19 protein-coding genes are annotated in these 20919 nt (G+C 55.4%); 3 read left to right on the plus strand and 16 right to left on the minus strand.

What is annotated here, in order from left to right; all coding sequences use genetic code 11:
- Positions 1 to 36: 36 nt before the first annotated feature.
- From BM395_RS11970 to BM395_RS11980, 3 genes are read right to left on the minus strand one after another with little or no spacing between them, the layout of a single operon-like run.
- Positions 37 to 1293 carry an MFS transporter gene (locus BM395_RS11970; protein WP_090512120.1) on the minus strand — a complete coding sequence of 419 codons (1257 nt, stop codon included), beginning with the start codon at positions 1291 to 1293 and terminating at the stop codon, positions 37 to 39.
- Between the two features lie 43 nt (positions 1294 to 1336).
- Positions 1337 to 1783 carry a PaaI family thioesterase gene (locus tag BM395_RS11975; protein ID WP_090512123.1) on the minus strand — a complete coding sequence of 149 codons (447 nt, stop codon included), beginning with the start codon at positions 1781 to 1783 and terminating at the stop codon, positions 1337 to 1339.
- The gene (locus BM395_RS11980; protein WP_090512281.1) at positions 1780 to 2253 is read right to left on the minus strand and encodes a PaaI family thioesterase; all 474 of its coding nucleotides are present in this window, start codon (positions 2251 to 2253) and stop codon (positions 1780 to 1782) included. The genes BM395_RS11975 and BM395_RS11980 overlap by 4 nt, the downstream gene beginning before the upstream one ends.
- A 191-nt stretch (positions 2254 to 2444) precedes the next feature.
- On the opposite strand from BM395_RS11980, the gene BM395_RS11985 reads away from it, so the two are divergent.
- Positions 2445 to 2765: a hypothetical protein gene (locus BM395_RS11985; RefSeq protein ID WP_069900209.1), complete on the plus strand. Its 321-nt coding sequence runs from the start codon at positions 2445 to 2447 to the stop codon at positions 2763 to 2765.
- A 53-nt stretch (positions 2766 to 2818) separates the two neighbouring features.
- On the opposite strand, the gene BM395_RS11990 is transcribed toward BM395_RS11985, so the two are convergent.
- From BM395_RS11990 to sdhC, 12 genes are all read right to left on the minus strand, one after another.
- Positions 2819 to 3208, minus strand: coding sequence for an MAPEG family protein (locus BM395_RS11990; RefSeq protein ID WP_090512125.1), 390 nt, complete (start codon positions 3206 to 3208; stop codon positions 2819 to 2821).
- A complete protein-coding gene (locus BM395_RS11995; RefSeq protein WP_069900207.1) occupies positions 3205 to 3942 on the minus strand; it encodes a DUF599 domain-containing protein in 738 nt (245 codons plus the stop codon). The genes BM395_RS11990 and BM395_RS11995 overlap by 4 nt, the downstream gene beginning before the upstream one ends.
- 99 nt (positions 3943 to 4041) lie before the next feature.
- Positions 4042 to 5358, minus strand: coding sequence for a branched-chain amino acid transport system II carrier protein (gene brnQ, locus BM395_RS12000; RefSeq protein ID WP_069900206.1), 1317 nt, complete (start codon positions 5356 to 5358; stop codon positions 4042 to 4044).
- Between the two features lie 286 nt (positions 5359 to 5644).
- Positions 5645 to 6532 carry a succinate--CoA ligase subunit alpha gene (sucD, locus tag BM395_RS12005; RefSeq protein ID WP_090512128.1) on the minus strand — a complete coding sequence of 296 codons (888 nt, stop codon included), beginning with the start codon at positions 6530 to 6532 and terminating at the stop codon, positions 5645 to 5647.
- Positions 6532 to 7698: an ADP-forming succinate--CoA ligase subunit beta gene (gene sucC / locus BM395_RS12010; protein ID WP_069900204.1), complete on the minus strand. Its 1167-nt coding sequence runs from the start codon at positions 7696 to 7698 to the stop codon at positions 6532 to 6534. Before sucC ends, sucD begins: the two co-directional genes overlap by 1 nt.
- A gap of 289 nt (positions 7699 to 7987) precedes the next feature.
- Complete coding sequence (gene lpdA, locus BM395_RS12015) at positions 7988 to 9424, minus strand: dihydrolipoyl dehydrogenase (protein WP_090512131.1); 1437 nt, start codon at positions 9422 to 9424, stop codon at positions 7988 to 7990.
- A 65-nt stretch (positions 9425 to 9489) separates the two neighbouring features.
- The gene (odhB, locus tag BM395_RS12020; protein WP_069900202.1) at positions 9490 to 10713 is read right to left on the minus strand and encodes a 2-oxoglutarate dehydrogenase complex dihydrolipoyllysine-residue succinyltransferase; all 1224 of its coding nucleotides are present in this window, start codon (positions 10711 to 10713) and stop codon (positions 9490 to 9492) included.
- Positions 10714 to 10778: 65 nt separating this feature from the next.
- Positions 10779 to 13610, minus strand: coding sequence for a 2-oxoglutarate dehydrogenase E1 component (locus BM395_RS12025; protein ID WP_069900201.1), 2832 nt, complete (start codon positions 13608 to 13610; stop codon positions 10779 to 10781).
- A gap of 245 nt (positions 13611 to 13855) precedes the next feature.
- Complete coding sequence (locus BM395_RS12030; protein ID WP_069900200.1) at positions 13856 to 14560, minus strand: succinate dehydrogenase iron-sulfur subunit; 705 nt, start codon at positions 14558 to 14560, stop codon at positions 13856 to 13858.
- 11 nt (positions 14561 to 14571) lie between these two features.
- Positions 14572 to 16344 (minus strand): succinate dehydrogenase flavoprotein subunit, encoded by a 1773-nt coding sequence (gene sdhA / locus BM395_RS12035; protein ID WP_069900199.1) that lies wholly within the window; start codon positions 16342 to 16344, stop codon positions 14572 to 14574.
- A 3-nt stretch (positions 16345 to 16347) separates the two neighbouring features.
- Positions 16348 to 16716, minus strand: coding sequence for a succinate dehydrogenase, hydrophobic membrane anchor protein (sdhD, locus tag BM395_RS12040; RefSeq protein ID WP_069900198.1), 369 nt, complete (start codon positions 16714 to 16716; stop codon positions 16348 to 16350).
- Complete coding sequence (gene sdhC, locus BM395_RS12045) at positions 16710 to 17084, minus strand: succinate dehydrogenase, cytochrome b556 subunit (RefSeq protein WP_069900382.1); 375 nt, start codon at positions 17082 to 17084, stop codon at positions 16710 to 16712. The genes sdhD and sdhC overlap by 7 nt, the downstream gene beginning before the upstream one ends.
- Before the next feature lie 361 nt (positions 17085 to 17445).
- Between sdhC and gltA the strand changes: the two genes are divergently transcribed.
- Complete coding sequence (gene gltA, locus BM395_RS12050) at positions 17446 to 18720, plus strand: citrate synthase (protein WP_069900197.1); 1275 nt, start codon at positions 17446 to 17448, stop codon at positions 18718 to 18720.
- Between the two features lie 136 nt (positions 18721 to 18856).
- Here the strand turns inward: gltA and BM395_RS12055 are convergent, their stop codons facing one another.
- Positions 18857 to 20137, minus strand: a complete 1281-nt coding sequence (locus BM395_RS12055; protein ID WP_090512133.1) for an OmpP1/FadL family transporter — start codon at positions 20135 to 20137, stop codon at positions 18857 to 18859.
- 258 nt (positions 20138 to 20395) lie between these two features.
- On the opposite strand from BM395_RS12055, the gene BM395_RS12060 reads away from it, so the two are divergent.
- A complete protein-coding gene (locus BM395_RS12060; protein ID WP_069900195.1) occupies positions 20396 to 20908 on the plus strand; it encodes a GNAT family N-acetyltransferase in 513 nt (170 codons plus the stop codon).
- Positions 20909 to 20919: the final 11 nt, after the last annotated feature.

The raw sequence follows: 20919 nt of genomic DNA on the forward strand, positions 1-20919 counted from the left end.
TTACGCAAAAGCGTTAAGCCTGCCCCAATTGCGCCCTCAAGGCTCGAGAAGCACGATCTCGGCGATGTCTGTCGGGCTAAAGGTGAAGGTTGCCTCGCCAGCGCCATTCAGACGACGCTTGAGCTGCAAATTACCTTCGCCATCAATACCGATAAACCTGCCCTTCGCCGTGTTGCCCTGCAAGTTAGTCACTCGCAGATTGAGGTTGCGGTAGCGGTCAGGACTGCGCAAAAGCCCTTTGAGAGAGAAATTCTCGCGACGATCGATACGCGGCGCATCCGCACTGCTTTGCAGCGCAGCGGGTAGCGGCTGAGTACTGGCTGGCTCAGGCGCTGTGGCCTCAGGTTGTGCAAGCGCCGGGTAACGGTCATCACTCACAGCCCAGCCGCGCATAGGGAATTTACGCAGGGTAACCGGCAACTGCCGCGCTACACCGTTGATAGTCGCCGAAGCGTTGAGCGCCAGAGTGTTTTGGCTAAAGCTCACAACCGGCAAGGGATCAAGCTGAACGTCGGCTGTGGCGAAGCGGCGTTGCAGGTAATCATTGAGCACATAAGCCACGGTGTCGTTCGAGTCGAACTGGCGGTCGACTCGGCCGTCCACATAACGCAAGCCATTGCGATAAAGCTCTACATGACCATCGAGCGAGGTCTTGTAACCCGGCGGCAACACCAGATGCAGTTCGCCCTCAAACTTGTTCGGCGCCAAGGGCTTTAAATCGGCGTGCAATGTGTAGCCGTTACGTAGCAGCCTCGCCTCGGGCAAGTCCTGCTCAGGCAGCAGCCAGTTAAGCTCGATTTCAGGCAATGGGCCTGTATCGGTGGGCAGCACATCTATCCGTGTGGCGTTGCGCATCGATTCCGGCAAGCGAATGATTAATTCGCGGCGCGCATAAAAATCATGGCCTTCACGCAAAGTCAGCACGCCACCGATCAATTCGCCTTGTTGCGGGCTGAATGGCTGGCCGTTGAGCGTGCCGTGCAATTTGATCGACAGCTCGGACGGCCCTTGCTGTTCGGATTGCAGCCACTTGAGACTGAGGATTTCATTGATACGTTGCGGGTCCTGATGCCCGAGCATCGCCAATCCCACGATAAGGGGGATGAACCCCAGCGCGCCCAGGCCGATCGGCTGACGAGCAGCGCGCCATTTAAGGAGTACAAAGAGCAGTGTCAGCGGCGGCAACAGGCTCGCCCAGCCCCACAACAAACTCGTACTGAACGCTCTGATAACCAGCCAGGCCAAGCCTGCCAGAATCAGCAGCAAGCCTGCGAGTATTAGCAAAGCATCCATTCATACATCCTTAACTATTGTCTGCATGCACTGCGGAAAAATATCAGGCTTCATCCACTTTGAAATGCGCCCGCGCCGTTGCAATCGGCTCTGCCCGATTGGTCTGCCAGGCGGTGATCGCCACGTTGGCTACACGCTTACCCTGACGCCATACTTGGCACTGCGCGTAGGTGTCACGGTAATGCCCGGCACGCAGATAATCTATCGAGAAGTCGATGATTTTGGGAAAGTGTGTGGTGCCCATTATCATCAGCAAATGCAGCATTGCAGAGTGTTCCATAAATCCCGCAATGACCCCGCCGTGCAGCGCCGGGAGTACCGGATTGCCGATGTTATCTTTGTTCGCAGGCAGGCGGAACACCACCTCATCGCCGAGTGGCAGCCCTTCGATACCGAGCAATTTGGCGTAGGGAAAAAGACTGATCAACGCGCCATAGTCGTTCGACTCATGCGCGTGGGTAACATTGGCAGCCAAGTCGAAATCACTCATTGCCCTGCCCCTTTTGCCAGCGCGCCAGGACCGCTCTTGACGGCGCCGCTGCCGAGGCGCATGAACGTACCGACGACATGCGCAATGGGGTGCGCAGGATCATCCTGATAGGCGTAGCCGCGGGTGAAAATAATGGTCGGTGTAACGCGGTAGCACTCGGCAAAACCGAATACATCTTTGTGCGGTTCCGCCGGGTGCATGTAGTCCACGCGCAGATCCAGCGTTGGGCAGATCTCGAAGTCCGGCAATACGCAAACAGTCGCGATACCACAGGTAGTGTCCATCAGAGTGGTAATCGCGCCGCCGTGAATCACACCGGTTTGCGGATTGCCGACGATATCCGAGCTGTAAGGCAGGCGCATGGTGAGCCCCTGCGGATCGGCGCTGCACACTTGCAAGCCGAGTACCTGACAATGGCGCAACGCACTCAGGAAGCGCTGCGCGCGCTCAAATATAAGCGTATCGCTCATCTGGAAAGCCTTGTGGGTGCAAAAAACAGGGCGCCGATAATAACGCCATGACAGGCGCTTGTGCGACATGAGCGCTGATCTCTAGCCATCTTTTGCTCGGCAGCGCACGGAACTTCGACAGGCAGATTGCGTTCAAACGGCTAAGCTGAAGCTGTAACCGGCTAATTTGATACTTATAAGGAGTACTAACCGTGCAAAAACCTTTTAGCTATGCCCTGCTGCTCGCCGCAACTTTAGCGATGGCTGCTTGCGAAAAAACTCCGGAAGACAAGATGGAAGATGCCAAGGAGTCTGCCGCTGCAGCTGCCGAGAAAATGTCTGACGCTGCTAAAGAAAGTGGCGAAGCTATTAGCGATGCAGCCAAAGAAACTGGCGACGCGATGAAAGACAAAGCAAATGCCGCCATGGACAGCGCCGATGAAGCCGGTGAAAAAATGGGTGACGCAATGGATGATGCCGCCGACTCAATGAACGAAGCGAGCGAAGAAGCCAAGGACGCGGTTAAGGAATAACGTCCTTAAGTACTAAAAGGCCCGCATTATGCGGGCCTTTTAGTTTGCGCCGGTTAAAGCGCTGGCGTGAGCATCAACAGCAGGCTGCTGATTAAGCCGACGGCCCAAACCACACTGCGCTGCCAGTGCCAGTCACACCAGTAACAAATCAGATACAAAACTCGGCTGACGACGAAAACAATCGCCAGGGTGTCTACCAGATAACCCTGAGTTTGCGTCACGTGCGCCATGAGTACAGCCGCAGCGAAAATCGGGAATGCCTCAAAACTGTTCATGTGCGCTGCCAGCGCCCGTGCACCAAAGCCTGTAAGGCGTGCCTGCTGCGCCCGCGGATGATGATTGTCGTAAGTCCCACTCTCGGCTTGCATGGCCTTGGCTACAGGCGCCTTGGCGATATAAATCAACAACGCACTGATAAACACGCACCAAAATGGCAGGCTCATTCGGTTTTTTCCTTGTTGGCAGGTTCGAAAGAAGGGGTTTGGGTGTAAACCATGACCTCTAATACATCAGAGTGGAACTCACGGCGATACAAGATCATGACCACACCTGTAGTCACGATCATGAAAAACCAGGGGTTAATAAACCAGGACAAGGTTGCCATGCCGAAGTAATAGGCGCGCAAGCCATAGTTGAACTGGTTGGCGGCCATTGAAATCACCCGGGCAGCACGATCAGCGAAAGCTTTGCGCTCTTGCTCGGTTACATGGCGCTCTCCCAGCATTGGCGCCGAACCGACCAATACCGCCGCAAAGTTGTACTGACGCATGCACCAACTGAAGGTAAAAAAGGCGTAGACAAAGACCACGCCAAGGCAGAGCAACTTGATCTCGGACATCTCACGACTCGCCGCCTCAACAAATGGCAGGTCAGCCAACAGCGACAATGCCCGGTCTGATGAACCGAGCACAGTGAGGATACCGGCGAGAATAATCAGGGTGCTGGAGGCAAAGAACGAGGCGTTGCGCTCAAGGTTGCCAATTACGCTGGCATCGGCAATTCGGTTATCGCGCAGCAACATGCGGCGCATCCAGTCTTCCCGATAGAGATGCAACACGCTGGCAAGACAAGGTGTGGTAGCGGCCTTTGCGTGTGAATAACGGGTGTAGCCCACCCAGCAGAACACAAACCAGACAACGGCGAGCAAATGAACCCATTCAGTACTGCTAATCGGCATGGAAACTCCTTCTAAACCTGCGCCGATTATAGCCAGCCCTGAAAAAACTGTGTCCAACAAAAAGGCCGCTACTAAGAGCGGCCTTGATGCTTGCGACGTTTACTTGGCTAATGCGCCAGCGGGTTGCCCGGCAAAGCGGTCATAAGCAACCGCAGCCAGCAGGGTTACCAATACCGGAATCAGCCAACCCAGGCTTTGCTCGGCCAACGGTAAGCGAGTGAACAGCTCTGGCACCAACTGGGTGAAGCCTGCGGCCGCGAAGCCATCAACCAGACCAAACACCAGGGTAACCAACATCACCGGCACGAACACCCGGCGCGAGCTGAGCCAGAGTTTGTCGAGCAGACTCAGGGCAATCAACACGATAGCAAGTGGATACAGGCCTACCAGCACCGGCACCGAAACGCTGATCAGTTGCGTGAGGCCCTGATTGGCAACCAGCAAGCTGAACACGCCGAGCAACAGCACTACGTTGCGGTAAGAAACCGGCAGCAACTCACTGAAGAACTCGCCACAGGCTGTGATCAGGCCTACCGCGGTGGTGAGACACGCCAGCGTGATAACCACAGCCAGCAACAGGCTGCCATAAAGACCGAAGGTGTGCTGCACATACGCGGTGAGGATCTGCCCACCATTTTGAGCGTCGGCAGCAATACCCTGGCTGGTAGCGCCGAGATAAAAGAACGCCAGATAAACCAGCGACAAGCCTACAGCGGCAATCAAACCGGCGATGATCGAGTAGCGGGTGATCAACTTGCTGTCCGTCACGCCACGATCGCGGATAGCGGTCGCAATCACGATGCCGAACACCAGTGCACCGAGCGTATCCATGGTCAGGTAACCCTGAAGAAAGCCCTGCACCATCGGCGTCGACTGGTAAGCCGGGGAAACACTGCCGACGCTGCCGGCAGGCACGAACACCGCCGCTGCGCCCAACACCAACAGCGCGGCAAGCAGGATCGGGGTGATGAACTTACCGATGCGGTCGACCAACTGGCCGGGGTTTAGCGACAGGAAGATCACTGCGGCAAAGAAGGCCGCGGTGTAGGCAAACAGCGCCATGCTGCTCTCGCCAATGAACGGCGCGAGGCCGATTTCAAACGAGGTCACCGCCGTGCGAGGCGTGGCAAACAAAGGGCCGATAGTCAGATAAACCGCCACAGCAAAGGCCAGCCCTGCCGTTTTTCCCAGTGGTGCAGTAAGCAACGCCATACCGCCACCCACACGCGCCAGCGCGACGATGGTCAGCAAAGGCAAGCCAACACCTGTGAGGAGGAAGCCAAAGGCTGCCAATCCCATGTTGCTACCCGCAGCCATACCGGCGCTGGGTGGGAAGATAATGTTGCCTGCGCCAAGGAACAACGCAAAAGTCATGAAGCCGAGGGCCAGAAGGTCCGAGCCTTTCAAACGAGTCATAGAGGGGAATACCACATGCAGAAAATAATGAGTTCCGAGGGTTTCCCGAGGGATCGGGGAAACGTCGTCGAGCCGAATAGGCAAGACCACTAAAACGCCGAGTCACTCTTGTGAAGGGACTGACGGGTTGATAGTTGCAATACTAACGAAATTAGCGATTTGACGGCAGTTAGACTGGTCGGACTGTCGAATTACTGCAGCCGCTTGTCGCATGGCCGACATTAATCGCGCAAACGCCCACAAAAAAGGCCACCCGAAGGTGGCCTCTTTCTAATCAACAAAGCAATTAAGCTTTTTTGACTTCCCAGCCAGTCAGCTCAGCCAGGGCTTTGCCGATGTCAGCCAGGGAACGCACGGTTTTAACACCGGCGTCTTGCAGAGCAGCAAACTTCTCGTCTGCAGTGCCCTTGCCGCCAGAGATGATTGCACCGGCGTGGCCCATACGCTTGCCCGCAGGAGCGGTAACACCAGCGATGTAGGACACAACAGGCTTGGTCACATTGGCTTTGATGAACGCTGCAGCTTCTTCTTCAGCCGAACCGCCGATCTCACCGATCATCACGATCGCTTCGGTCTTCGGGTCTTCCTGGAACAGCTTCAGGATGTCGATGAAGTTAGAACCTGGGATCGGGTCACCACCGATACCAACGCAAGTCGACTGACCGAAACCAGCATCAGTAGTCTGCTTAACAGCTTCGTAAGTCAGGGTGCCGGAACGCGAAACGATACCGACTTTGCCTGGCAAGTGGATGTGGCCTGGCATGATGCCGATCTTGCACTCGCCCGGAGTGATAACGCCTGGGCAGTTAGGACCGATCAGGACAACGCCCAGCTCGTCACACTTAACTTTGGCTTCAAGCATGTCGATGGTTGCAATACCTTCGGTAATGCAAACGATCAGCTTGATACCGCCCATTGCTGCTTCCAGGATCGAGTCCTTGCAGAATGGAGCCGGTACGTAGATAACGCTGGCAGTTGCGCCAGTGGTTTCTACAGCTTCTTTAACAGTGTTGAACACTGGCAGGCCCAGGTGAGAAGTGCCACCCTTGCCCGGTGTTACGCCGCCAACCATCTGAGTGCCATAAGCAATGGCTTGTTCAGAGTGGAAAGTACCCTGCGAGCCGGTGAAGCCCTGGCAGATTACTTTGGTATCTTTATTGATCAGGACGCTCATTATTTGCCCTCCGCAGCTTTGACGACTTGCTGAGCAGCGTCGGTCAAGCTGGTTGCCGCGATGATGTTCAGGCCACTTTCAGCCAGGACTTTAGCGCCCAGCTCAGCGTTGTTACCTTCAAGGCGAACAACAACCGGAATTTTAACGCCGACTTCTTTCACTGCGCCGATGATGCCTTCAGCAATCATGTCGCAACGAACGATACCGCCGAAAATGTTAACCAGTACGGCTTTAACATTGTCATCGGACAGGATGATCTTGAACGCTTCGGTAACGCGCTCTTTGGTAGCACCGCCGCCAACGTCAAGGAAGTTAGCCGGCTGGCCGCCGTGCAGGTTAACGATGTCCATGGTGCCCATGGCCAGACCAGCGCCGTTGACCATGCAGCCGATGTTGCCTTCAAGGGCAACGTAGTTCAGTTCGAACTTGGCAGCGTGAGCTTCGCGCGGATCATCCTGCGACGGGTCATGCATAGCGCGCAGCTTAGGCTGACGGTACATGGCGTTGCTGTCGATGTTGATCTTGGCGTCCAGGCAGTGCAGATTGCCGTCAGCCTTGATTACCAGCGGGTTCACTTCCAGCAGAGCCAGGTCGTAGTCCTGGAACAGCTTGGCCAGACCAACGAAGATCTGAGTGAACTGCTTGATCTGGTCGCCTTTCAGGCCCAGCTGGAAAGCCAGCTCGCGGCCCTGGAATGGCTGAGCGCCAACCAGCGGATCGATAGTCGCCTTGAGGATTTTCTCAGGGGTATCGTGAGCCACTTTCTCGATGTCCACGCCGCCTTCAGTCGAGGCCATGAACACGATGCGACGGCTGGAGCGATCTACTACCGCGCCCAGATACAGTTCTTTGTCGATATCAGTGCACGATTCAACCAGAATCTTGCTAACCGGCTGACCGTTGGCGTCTGTCTGATAAGTTACCAGACGCTTGCCCAGCCAGTTGGCTGCGAAAGCCTTGGCGTCTTCTTTGCTCTTGACCAGCTTCACGCCGCCCGCTTTACCGCGACCACCAGCGTGGACCTGGGCTTTAACAACCCACTCAGTACCGCCGATTTTTTCGCAAGCTGCTGCTGCTTCTTCTGGGGTGTCTACTGCGAAGCCCTTGGATACGGGCAGGCCGTATTCAGCGAACAGCTGCTTACCCTGATATTCGTGGAGATTCATGCTTGTCTACCGTCTTCGTTTGGGTATTGCGCATTCGATGCTGCACTTATGATGCCGCACCACCTGTGGCTGCTTCGAGGAGCAGCCCGACATGCATTCCGCGCCTGACTTGAGCCGACGCGGGCCGATGCCGTGGTTCTTTTTGTTCCAAACTCGCCTTTGTTGCACCGCGCGGACAGATGATGATCTTTACCTGCGCAAGCGAGGCCCGGATTTTACGCATGTTTCTGCATATTTCCGAGCCCGCTTGTACGATCAGCACGCGTGTCCGCGCGATTCGGCGAATTATTTAGCGCTTTTTGCGGTTGGCAATGTGAATGGCGCCGCCATTTACAGCCAACGCCGCTTCATGCAGCGCTTCGGACAATGTTGGGTGCGAGAACACCATCATGCCCAAATCTTCAGCACTGGTGCCGAATTCCATGCCGATTGCACCCTGCTGAACCAGTTCAGCAGCGCTTGGGCCAATAACGTGAACGCCGAGAACGCGGTCAGTCTTGGCATCAGCAATCACTTTAACCATACCGCCGGTGTCGTTGGCAGCCATTGCACGGCCGCTGGCCGCGAACGGGAAGGTACCGACGTTGACAGCAACGCCCTCACCTTTCAGCTGCTGCTCGGTCTTGCCGACCCATGCGATTTCCGGGTGAGTGTAAATAACCGAAGGAATCAGGTCGTAGTTCATCTGAGCTTTGTGGCCGGCAATACGCTCGGCAACCATTACGCCCTCTTCCGATGCTTTGTGAGCCAGCATCGCGCCGCGCACCACGTCACCGATGGCGTAAACGCCCGGAACGCTGGTTTCGCACTGATCGTTAACGAAGATGAAGCCACGCTCATCCATGTCAACGCCGCTGTCTGCAGCCAGCAGATCGGTGGTAACCGGACGACGGCCTACCGCAACGATCAGCTTGTCGAAAGTCATCTGCTGCTCGCCGTCAGCGTCAGTGAAGGTCACAGTGACCTGCTTCTTCTTCACTTCCGAACCGGTCAGGCGTGCGCCCAGACGAATTTTCAGGCCTTGCTTGGTCAGGGTCTTCATGGCTTCTTTGGCGATCTGCTCATCAGCAGCAGGCAGGAACTTGTCCTGTGCTTCGATAACAGTCACTTCCGAACCCAGGCGCGACCAGACAGAACCCAGCTCCAGACCGATTACGCCAGCACCGATAACGCCCAGGCTCTTCGGTACGCTCTGGAAGTCCAGGGCGCCGGTCGAGTCGACGATAACGTCCTGATCAACAGGCGCTGGTGGAATGTCGATTGGCTTGGAGCCCGACGCGATGATCACGTTACCGGCTTCTACGATCTGCGTGGTGCCGTCTTGTGCAGTCACTTCTACTTGCTTGCCAGCCAGCAGTTTGCCGTGGCCTTCAAGCAGGGTTACGCCGTTAGCCTTGAACAGAGTGGCAACACCGCCAGTCAGGTTCTTGACGATGGTGTTCTTGCGGCCAACCATCGCCGGCACGTCCATGCTCACGCCTTTGGCAGTGATACCGTGAACAGCAAAACCTTCCTGCGCTTCGTGGTACTTCCACGAGCTGTCGAGCAGTGCTTTAGACGGAATGCAACCGACGTTCAGGCAAGTACCGCCCAATGCGATCTTGCCGTCTTTGTCTTGGTATTTTTCAATACAAGCAGTCTTCAAACCCAGTTGAGCGGCCTTGATGGCTGCTACGTAACCGCCAGGGCCGGCACCGATGACTACCACGTCGAATTTCTGAGACATAACTTACTTCCTTCTCAAAGAGACCGGACGGCTCCTTGTGAGAGCCGCCGAGGGAGAAACTGGGATTAGATGTCCAGCAGCAGACGCGCTGGGTCTTCCAGCAAGTTTTTGATGGTTACCAGGAAGGTCACGGCTTCCTTACCATCGATCAGGCGATGATCGTAAGACAGCGCCAGGTACATCATTGGGCGGATAACGACCTGGCCATTGATGGCCATAGGACGCTGGATGATGTTGTGCATGCCGAGGATTGCAGCTTGCGGTGGGTTAACGATCGGCGTCGACATCATCGAACCGAAAGTACCACCGTTAGTGATGGTGAAGGTACCACCGGTCATCTCGTCGATGGACAGCTTACCGTCACGCGCCTTCTTACCGAAAGTGGCAATGCCGTTTTCGATTTCAGCCAGGCTCATCGACTCAGCGTTACGCAGAACCGGAACCACCAGACCGCGGTCGCTGGAAACAGCAACACCGATGTCCGCATAACCGTGGTAAACGATGTCCGAACCGTCGATCGAGGCGTTAACCGCAGGAAAACGCTTCAGCGCTTCGGTTGCCGCTTTAACGAAGAACGACATGAAGCCCAGACGCACGCCATTGTGCGACTTCTCGAACAGATCTTTGTACTTCGAACGCAGCGCCATGACTTCGGTCATGTCGACTTCGTTGAACGTGGTCAGCATGGCCATGTTCGACTGAGCTTCAACCAGACGCTTGGCAACGGTGGCGCGAACACGCGTCATCGGTACGCGCTTCTCAACGCGGTCACCAGCAGGCATAACTGGAGCAGCGGCAGCCGGAGCAGCGGCCTTGGCAGGTGCAGCAGTCGGTGCATTCTTCTTGGCTTCAACAGCAGCAACTACGTCTTCTTTAGTAACGCGACCGCCTTTGCCAGTACCCGAAATGCTGTTCGGGTCGATGCCGTTCTCTTCAGCCAGCTTGCGTGCAGCAGGCGAAAGAATCTGGTCATCACCTTCAGCAGCAGCCGGTGCTGCAGCGGCAGGCGCGGCAGCTGCCTGAGCAGGAGCAGCAGCCGGAGCGGCAGTAGCGCCGTCGTTCAGGCGGCCGAGCAGTTCGTTGCTGAGTACGGTGTCGCCTTCGTTCTTGACGATTTCAGCGATCACGCCGTCAGCTTCAGCCAACACTTCGATAACGACTTTGTCAGTCTCGATGTCAACGATCAGTTCGTCGCGCTTGACTGCGTCGCCCGGCTTCTTGTGCCAGGTAGCAACGGTGCCGTCAGCAACCGATTCCGGGAAAGTTGGGGCATTAATATCGATAGCCATTGTGTATGTCCTTAAATTCGGTTTTAACGAGGCGGCCCTCTAAGGCCGCCTCTTGCGCGAAGGCGTTAAACAGTAAATGCGTCCTGCAGCAGTTTTTCCTGCTGCTCGGCGTGCAACGATGCATAACCACATGCTGGAGATGCAGAGCCTTCACGGCCGGCATACTCAAGAACCAGAGTCTTCTTATGCGCAGCAACCACGCGGCGCATGTGATGCTGGCTGCAATACCAGGCACCTTGGTTCATCGGCTCTTCCTGACACCAGACGATGTGTTTGACGTTCTTATAAGGAGCAAGAATTTCCGCCAAATCATCTTCCGGGAACGGATAAAGCTGTTCCAGTCGCACGATTGCAATGTTGTTCAAGCCTTCAGCGCGACGCTTCTCGAGCAAGTCGTAGTAAACCTTGCCGCTGCACAGAATCACCCGGTCAACTTTCTTCGGATCGATAGCATCGATCTCCGGAATGACCGTCTGGAACGAACCGTCGGCCAGATCTTCCAGCGTCGAGATCGCCAATTTATGGCGCAGCAGCGACTTAGGCGTCAACACGACCAATGGCTTACGCAGCGGACGAATCACCTGACGGCGGAGCAAATGGTAGATCTGCGCCGGCGTAGTCGGTACGCACACCTGCATGTTGTGCTCAGCGCACAGCTGCAGATAACGCTCCAGACGTGCCGATGAGTGCTCCGGACCCTGCCCTTCATAGCCGTGTGGCAGAAGCATGGTCAGGCCGCACAGACGCCCCCACTTGGTTTCACCGCTGGAGATGAACTGGTCAAACACCACCTGAGCGCCGTTGGCGAAGTCGCCGAACTGAGCTTCCCAGATCACCAGGCCGTTTGGCGTGGTGGTGGAGTAACCGTATTCAAATGCCAGTACAGCTTCTTCCGACAGGAACGAGTCGTAGAGATCAAACTTCGGTTGATCATCATACAGACGCTGCAGCGGTACATAGGTCGAGCCGTCTTTCTGGTTGTGCAGAACGGCGTGACGGTGCGAGAACGTACCGCGACCCACATCCTGACCGGTAATACGGATCGGGTGACCTTCGAACAACAGGGTCGCGTATGCCATAGTTTCGGCAAAGCCCCAGTTGATCGACAACGCGCCGGCCGTCATCTTCTGACGGTCTTCGTAAATCTTCGAGACCTGACGCTGAACCACAAAACCGTCCGGGGTTTCGAGCAACTTGGCCGAAAGCTCCTGCAGGGTTTTCAGGTCGAAGCGCGTGTCGTGACGTGCAGTCCAGGCGTGGCCCAGATACGGACGCCAGTCTACGAACAATTCTTTGTTCGGCTCTTTGACCAGGCTTTTCACTACGTGCTGGCCGTTGTCCAGCGCAGTGCGGTACTCGTCGATCTTGCTCTGAACTTCGTCAGCAGACTGACGCGAAGCGTTGACCAGCATCTCGGCATACAGCTCACGTGTGGTGCGCTGCTTGGAGATCTGCTGATACATCAGCGGCTGGGTACCGTTCGGCTCGTCCGCTTCGTTGTGACCGCGGCGACGGTAGCAAACGAGGTCGATAACGACGTCACGCTTGTACTGCATGCGGTAATCAACAGCCATCTGCGTCACAAACAGTACGGCTTCCGGATCATCACCATTCACATGGAAGATCGGCGCCTGAATCATCTTCGCCACGTCGGTGCAGTACTCGGTCGAACGAGCATCGTCTGCACGGCTGATGGTGAAGCCAACCTGGTTGTTGATGACGATATGGATCGTGCCGCCCGTCTTGAAGCCGCGAGTCTGCGACATCTGGAAGGTTTCCATGACCACGCCCTGACCTGCGAATGCAGCGTCACCGTGAATGGAAATTGGCAGAACCTTGTCGCCGATGGCATCGCTACGACGGTCTTGACGCGCGCGTACCGAGCCTTCAACTACCGGGGAGACGATTTCAAGGTGCGAAGGGTTGAATGCCAGCGCCAGGTGAACTTCGCCACCGGCGGTCATGACGTTCGAAGAGAAACCCTGGTGATACTTAACGTCACCCGAGCTCAGGCCTTCGGTTTTCTTGCCTTCGAATTCGTCGAACAGGTCACGTGGGTTCTTGCCAAAGGTGTTGACCAGAACGTTGAGACGACCACGGTGAGCCATGCCGATGACGATTTCTTTGGTGCCGTACGAACCGCTGCGCTGAATGATTTCATCCAGCAACGGGATCAGGCTCTCGCCACCTTCCAGACCGAAACGCTTGGTGCCCGGATACTTGGTACCCAGGTACTTCTCCAAACCTTCGGCGGCAGTCAGGCGCTCAAGCAGATGGCTTTGTACTTCACCGGAAAAATCAGGGCGGCCACGTACGCTCTCAAGACGCTGCTGGAACCAGCTGCGTTGCTCGGAGTCGACGATGTGAGTGAACTCGGCGCCGATGGTGCGACAATATGTCTGCTCCAACGCGTCGCGAATTTCACGCAAAGTAGCCTCTTCCTTGCCAATTACCAGACCACCGGTACGGAAATTGGTGTCCAGGTCAGCATCGGTCAAGCCGTAGTGATTGATACCCAGATCAGCGGGCACAGGGCGTTCCCACAAGCCAAGCGGATCAAGCTTGGCAGCCTGATGTCCGCGCATGCGGTAAGCCTGAATTAAACGCAGTACCTCAACCTGTTTCTTCTCGTGCTCCGAGCTTACGCTGGAAGCCGAAACTGGCTGGGAACGGCGTTGATTTTTCGCAAGCAAAACGAAATGGTCGCGTATCGTTGAATGCGACACATCCGTAGCTGCGTTACCCTCCGCCGGCAACTTTTGAAAGTATGTGCGCCACTCCTCTGGCACAGCGTTGGGATCGTGCAGGTAAAGCTCGTAGAGCTCTTCCACATAGGCCGCGTTACCACCGGATAGGTGGGCGCTGTCCCACATGCGCTGCATCACGCTTTCTTGCATGCTTGGTCACCCTCGGTAAGGGGACACCACCGGCGTAGAAACCGCAGGGCCACCCAAACCTGTCTCAAGGTTTGGGTCAAACCACCACGGATCCCGCAGATAGTCCGGGCACCAGCCCGGATGCCCCTGCTGGTCGTCAAATTTTCCAAAAAGAATCACGGCTTTTTGGGCTGTGACTCTGGCTATAGCTGCGGCGGTGAACCATTTCAGCGCCGCAGTGTTACAGGTGTTGCATCAACGATAAATCAGGTACCGCTCTGAAGCAGCATCTGACGGATGTGACCAATTGCCTTAGTCGGGTTCAACCCTTTAGGACAAACACTCACACAGTTCATGATGCTACGGCAGCGGAACACACTGAATGGGTCGTCCAAAGCAGCCAGACGCTCTTCAGTTTTGTTGTCACGGCTGTCAGCCAGGAAACGATAAGCCTGCAGCAAAGCTGCCGGGCCCAGGAACTTGTCTGGGTTCCACCAGAACGACGGACAGCTGGTCGAGCAGCAAGCGCACAGAATGCACTCGTACAGACCATCAAGCTTTTCACGTTCTTCAGGCGACTGCTTGCGCTCGATAGCCGGCGCAGGTGTGTCGTTCTGCAGGAACGGTTGCACCTTCTCGTACTGCTTGTAGAAGATGCTCATATCGACGACGAGGTCACGAATTACTGGCAGACCCGGCAACGGGCGCACAACCAGTTTGTTGCCTTTGACCACAGCCGACAGCGGCGTGATACAGGCCAGACCGTTTTTGCCGTTGATGTTCATGCCGTCAGAGCCACAAACACCTTCACGGCAAGAACGACGGTACGAGAAACCTTCGTCTTGTTCTTTGATCAGGGCCAGCACGTCAAGAACCATGATGTCCTTGCCGCCGGTATCAACCTGAAACTCCTGCATGAACGGCGCTGCGTCCTGATCAGGGTTATAGCGATAAACGCTTACTTGCAACATATCTATCACCCTTAATAAGTACGAATCTTGGGTTCAAAGGCAGGCACTGTTTTCGGTGCAAAGTTGACGGCACGCTTGGTCACGCGCTTCTCGCCTGGGAAGTACAGGGAGTGGCACAGCCAGTTTTCGTCGTCACGATCTTCAAAGTCTTCACGCGCATGCGCACCGCGAGATTCCTTACGGACCTCGGCAGCAATCGCAGTCGCTTCAGCAACTTCAAGAAGGTTTTGCAGTTCGAGTGCCTCGATACGCGCAGTGTTAAACGCTTGGCTCTTGTCCGCGATCTTGACGTTCGCGATGCGCTCACGCAGGTCGGCCAATTGTGTGATGCCCTTCTGCATGTATTCACCCGTACGGAATACACCGAAGTAGTTCTGCATGCAGCTCTGCAGCTCTTTACGCAGCGGAGCAACATCTTCACCGGTCGTGCGCTGGTTAACGCCAGCCAGACGAGCCAGTGACTGATCGATATCTGTTTCGCTGGCGTTGCGGTATTCAACACCTTCACGCAGCGATTTTTCGAGGTGCAGGCCAGCCGCACGACCGAATACAACCAGGTCAAGCAGCGAGTTGCCGCCCAGACGGTTGGCACCGTGTACCGATACGCAAGCCACTTCACCTACAGCGAACAGGCCTTCGACGACTTTGTCGTTGCCATTGGCATCTTGAGTGATGGCCTGGCCATGAATGTTGGTGGCAACGCCGCCCATCATGTAGTGGCAAGTCGGAACAACCGGGATCGGGGTAACAGCCGGATCAACGTGAGCAAAGGTCTTCGACAGCTCAACGATGCCTGGCAGACGGCTCAGCAGGACTTCTTCGCCCAGGTGATCCATCTTCAGCATTACGTGATCGCCATCAGGGCCACAGCCGTTACCGGCAATGATCTCTTTAACCATCGAACGTGCAACAACGTCACGACCAGCAAGGTCTTTGGCGTTTGGTGCATAACGCTCCATGAAACGCTCGCCATGCTTGTTGATCAGGTAACCACCTTCACCACGGCAACCTTCGGTAACCAGTACACCCGCGCCGGCAATACCGGTTGGGTGGAACTGCCACATTTCGATGTCCTGAACCGGTACACCTGCACGCAGCGCCATGCCGATACCGTCGCCGGTATTGATCAGTGCGTTGGTGGTCGAGGAGTAGATACGGCCAGCACCACCGGTCGCCAGCACTACAGCCTTGGCGCGGATGTGAACAGTCTCGCCTGTTTCCAGGCAGATAGCGATGATACCGACAACAACGCCGTCCTGGTTCTTCACCAGGTCTACGGCGTACCACTCGTTAAGGAACGAGGTGCCGGCTTTCAGGTTGCCCTGATAAAGCGTGTGCAACAGTGCGTGACCAGTACGGTCAGCAGCAGCGCAAGTACGTGCAGCCTGACCGCCTTTACCGAAGTCTTTCGACTGGCCGCCGAATGGGCGCTGGTAGATACGACCGGTTTCGGTACGCGAGAACGGCAGACCCATGTGCTCAAGTTCGAAAACAGCTTCCGGGCCTACGGAACACATGTATTCGATAGCGTCCTGGTCACCGATATAGTCGGAACCCTTGACGGTATCGTACATGTGCCAACGCCAATCATCGTTTGGATCAGCAGAGGCGATTGCGCAGGTGATGCCACCCTGAGCCGATACAGTGTGCGAACGAGTCGGGAATACCTTGGTGACCACAGCAGTCTTGTGACCGCCCTGAGCGAGTTGCAGTGCTGCACGCATGCCTGCGCCGCCGCCACCAATAATGATGGCGTCATAAGAAAGAGTGCGAATGCTAGTCATGAATCAGATACCCCAAAGAATCTGCACGCCCCAGACGAAATACGCGAACATGGCAATGCCACACGCTGCCTGGAACAGAAAACGTACCGCTGTAGCGCATTTGCCCAACGCCATGTTGGTCAGGTAGTCAGTGGAGATTGTCCACATACCAACCCAGGCGTGCACACTCAGAGAAACCAGTGTGAGCAAACTGAAAATACGCATTGCAGTATGGGAGAACAGTCCATGCCAGCCGGCATAGTCCATACCTGGGTTTACGATGACGTAACCCAGCAAGAACAGTACATAAGCCGCGAGAACGACCGCTGATACACGCTGAGCCATCCAGTCATAGAGGCCCGAACGCGAGAAATTCGTAACGTTAGTTACCATATCCATACCCCCAGAAGCAGGATCACGACCGCCGCAACGGCGATTACGATTTTTGAGCCCAATGCTCCGCCTTCCAGCGTCTCACCGATGCCCATATCCATGATGATGTGGCGCACACCGGCCACCAGGTGGTATAGCAATGCAGACAGTAGGCCCCAAATCACGAACTTGGCCAGCGGGCTGGTCAGGCATTCTTTCACTTGGGCAAAGCCCTCTTCGGAGGCCAGCGATTTGTCGAGACCGAACAGCAGAACGGCAATACCAACAAAAAGGATGACACCGGAGATACGGTGAAGAATGGACGTGTAAGCGGTGATTGGGAGCTTAATAGTCCTAAGGTCTAGGTTTACAGGTCGTTGGCTATTCACGGCTTTTTTATCACACTGAGAGCCCTTAACTAGCAGGGCAAAGTTGTCGGGAAGTGCACTTGCAGAAACGCATCACCCAAGGAGTGACGACCACTTGGACGCAGGCTAAAGCACTAGTGGTCGGTCGCAGAGTATAGACAGTTAGGACGCTAATGACAACGCAGTAGCCTGTACCTAAGTGCTGATTAAAGTGCTTTAAAAAATGCGCTGACTGTGTACAACTATTTGCCTGCATTTGTGCTGCAAACCCTTCTCCCGTATGGGTTTACCTAAATTGACATTCCGATTTATAACACTATAGTGGTGCGGGCCCTGCGTGGGGGGCTAGCTGATGATTTCAAGCATAACTAGGAGGCCAAACATGGCTGACAAAAAAGCGCAGTTGATCATCGAGGGCGTAGCCCCCGTCGAACTGCCTATTTTAAGCGGCACCGTTGGGCCAGATGTGATTGATGTAAGGGGCTTAACAGCCACGGGCCGTTTCACATTCGACCCAGGTTTCATGTCGACCGCCTCTTGCGAGTCGCAGATCACCTACATCGATGGCGATCAGGGTATTTTGCTGCACCGCGGCTACCCGATCGAGCAACTCGCAGAGCAAGCTGACTACCTCGAGACTTGCTACCTGTTGCTCAACGGCGAATTGCCTGATGCAGCGCAAAAGGCTCAATTTGTCAGCACTATCAAGAACCACACCATGGTTCATGAGCAGTTGAAGACCTTCTTCAACGGCTTCCGCCGCGATGCCCACCCAATGGCAATCATGTGCGGTGTAGTTGGCGCCCTCTCCGCCTTCTATCACGACTCGCTGGACATCAAGAACCCGCATCACCGCGAAGTTTCGGCCATGCGCCTGATTTCGAAGATGCCAACACTTGCAGCAATGACTTACAAGTACTCCATGGGTCAACCCATGATGTACCCGCGTAATGACCTTAATTACGCCGAGAACTTCCTGCACATGATGTTCAACACGCCGTGCGAGATCAAACCGATCAGCCCGGTACTGGCCAAGGCAATGGATAAGATCTTTATCCTGCACGCTGACCACGAACAGAACGCCTCGACCTCAACAGTGCGTCTGGCTGGCTCTTCTGGCGCCAACCCGTTTGCCTGTATCGCTGCCGGTATTGCAGCGCTTTGGGGCCCGGCTCATGGCGGCGCGAACGAAGCCGTACTGAGCATGCTTGATGAAATCGGCGATGTTTCGAATATCGACGCCTTCATCGCCAAAGCCAAGGACAAGAACGATCCGTTCAAGCTCATGGGCTTCGGTCACCGCGTTTACAAAAACCGCGACCCGCGCGCCACTGTGATGAAGCAGACGTGCGACGAAGTACTCAAGGAGCTGGGTATCACCAATGATCCGCAGCTTGAGTTGGCCATGCGTCTCGAAGAGATCGCCCTGACCGACCCGTACTTCATCGAGCGCTCGCTGTACCCGAACGTAGACTTCTACTCGGGCATCATCCTCAAGGCAATCGGCATCCCAACCAGCATGTTCACGGTGATTTTCGCCCTGGCACGTACTGTTGGCTGGATTTCGCACTGGAAAGAAATGCTTTCGCATCCGTACAAGATTGGCCGCCCGCGTCAGCTGTACACCGGTTACGAGAAACGCGACATGCCTAAGTAAGCAATGCTTTGCGGCTTAATCGCTGCAGCACGGCTGCTTAAACTAAACGCCCGATGCCATCGCATCGGGCGTTTTTATTTGCCTCGACAAACACATTCAATTCAACTTGCACGTTCATGGGCTGAGCGCATTTAAATCAGAAGCGCCAAGTCACGCCGCCACCCAAAACGTGCAACATTGCATCCGAATACTCACCTGATAACTTCTGGCCGGTACGCTCCTTGGTTTGATCGATATCCATATCGCCCATGTAGATCAGGGTGTAACTCATGTGCATATCAACATCATCGGCAAGCGCGTAGTTAAAGCCAGCAGCCAGGCGCCAGGCTTCATTCATTGGGTTATCAACGGTGCGATCTTCATCCTCCACGGCAGAGCTGTCGTAACCCACCCCCATGTTCAGCCGTAACTTATCGTTTACTTGTTTCTGCGCGCCGACCGACAAGTGCCAGGTGTCCTTGTACTTGCGATCCGCCAATACCGTTGTGCTGGCGCCTGTGGCGCCACCGTCCACTGCAATACCCAACTTGCCGAACTCGCTCCAGTCTTGCCAGCCCGCACTGCCAAGCAGAGTCCAACCGCCGTCTAACTGCTGAGAAACACTCAACAATACTGTTTGCGGCACTTCCATATCGATATTCAAACCGTTGGCATCAAGGCGATTGAGAGCAAGGTTTAATATTGGATTGCTGACGTTCTTGAGCTCAGGCCGGTCTTCGAACTCAAGCTTTATCTTACTGGTGTATGCCAGACCGACTTTGGTGGTTGGCGTCAGGTTATAAAGCGCACCGATGCTCATGCCCATTGCCCAGTCGGTGTCCTTGTAACGCAACTGGCCGTCATCGGCATTATTGACGCCCAGCACGTTGTTATTGATACCCGTCTCGGACCGGTAGTAGCCGTACATGATTCGCGGCCCAATGCCCACAGACAGGTCATCATTGACCCTGTAGGAGAATGTCGGCTGGAAGGTCACGCCAACAACCGCCGATTCCTGACTGAAGTAGCGCCCTGCCCAGTCATCGTCGTAATCAAGCATCAGGCCGAACGTACCAAACATGCCGAAGCCTATGCTGGCCCGGTCGTTGATCTCGTGGCTGATAAACAAGCTGCTGCCGGGGAAATATTTCAGCGGCTGACCACCTTCACTGCCGCTGAATGTATTGTCTGCATCGCGCGAGAACCGCATATCGCCGGCAATTATCTGGGCATTGGCGGTGAACTGCGTACCTTTCAGCTCACTGATTCCGGCGGGGTTATTCATCAACACGCTGGGGTCCGTAGCAAGTACCGCAGCACCAGCATTCGCCAGCCCTGCGCCTTCCTGGCCCGCCTCGTAAACCATGATTCCCCCAGCCCAGGCATTCCCCGCAGCGCCGAGGATTGAGAGCGCCATAAGTGACTTGCGAAGCTGCATAAGTGGTCGTCCTTCTTACTTAATTCTTTAAGGGTCTGCCCCGGCCTTCGGGACGTAGACCAATACAGCGCACCAACGTTGGCGCGCAATTTATTACCCAGCGCAATGTCGAAACTGATTAACGAATTACAGAGTAGATTCAAAATCGCCAGCAAGCCATTGAGTCATATCAACAACCTCATCGTGCGGTGCATCCAAAACAGCTAAAATCTACTCAGCTTGGTGCTTAGCACGCCGCTCACCGATACAGAGTAATAGATGAAGATTCACCGACTTGCCCCCGCAGAAGCTGGCCGCTATCGCGCATTGATGCTTGAAGCCTATCGCGCGCACCCGCAGTCATTCACCACCACGGCAACTGAGCGCGAGCCTTTACCGCTGAGCTGGTGGCAGGCGCGCGTGAGCGATGCAGAGGATGCGACAACCCAGGTCTATGGCATTTTCGATGCTCAGGGCGAGCTTCACGGCGTTGTTGGGCTTTCGCGCAAAAAACAATTGAAGACCCGGCACAAGGTCACGCTATTCGGGCTTTATGTTGTACCTCCATTTCGCAAACAGGGTTTCGCGCGCCAGTTGGTTGAACACGCGCTGAGTGAAGCACGATTGATCAACCACGCACGGCTGATACAACTCAGCGTCAGCGAAACCAACACGGCCGCTGTTGCGCTGTATCAACACTATGGATTTGAACAATATGCCCGGGAGCCGTTTGCGATTGCACTTGAGGGTGAATATTTAACCAAACTGCACATGTGGCGCATGCTCGACTGAGTGCCGCCACA

Source organism: Pseudomonas marincola, assembly GCF_900116605.1.
Classification (GTDB): Bacteria; Pseudomonadota; Gammaproteobacteria; order Pseudomonadales; family Pseudomonadaceae; genus Aquipseudomonas; species Aquipseudomonas marincola.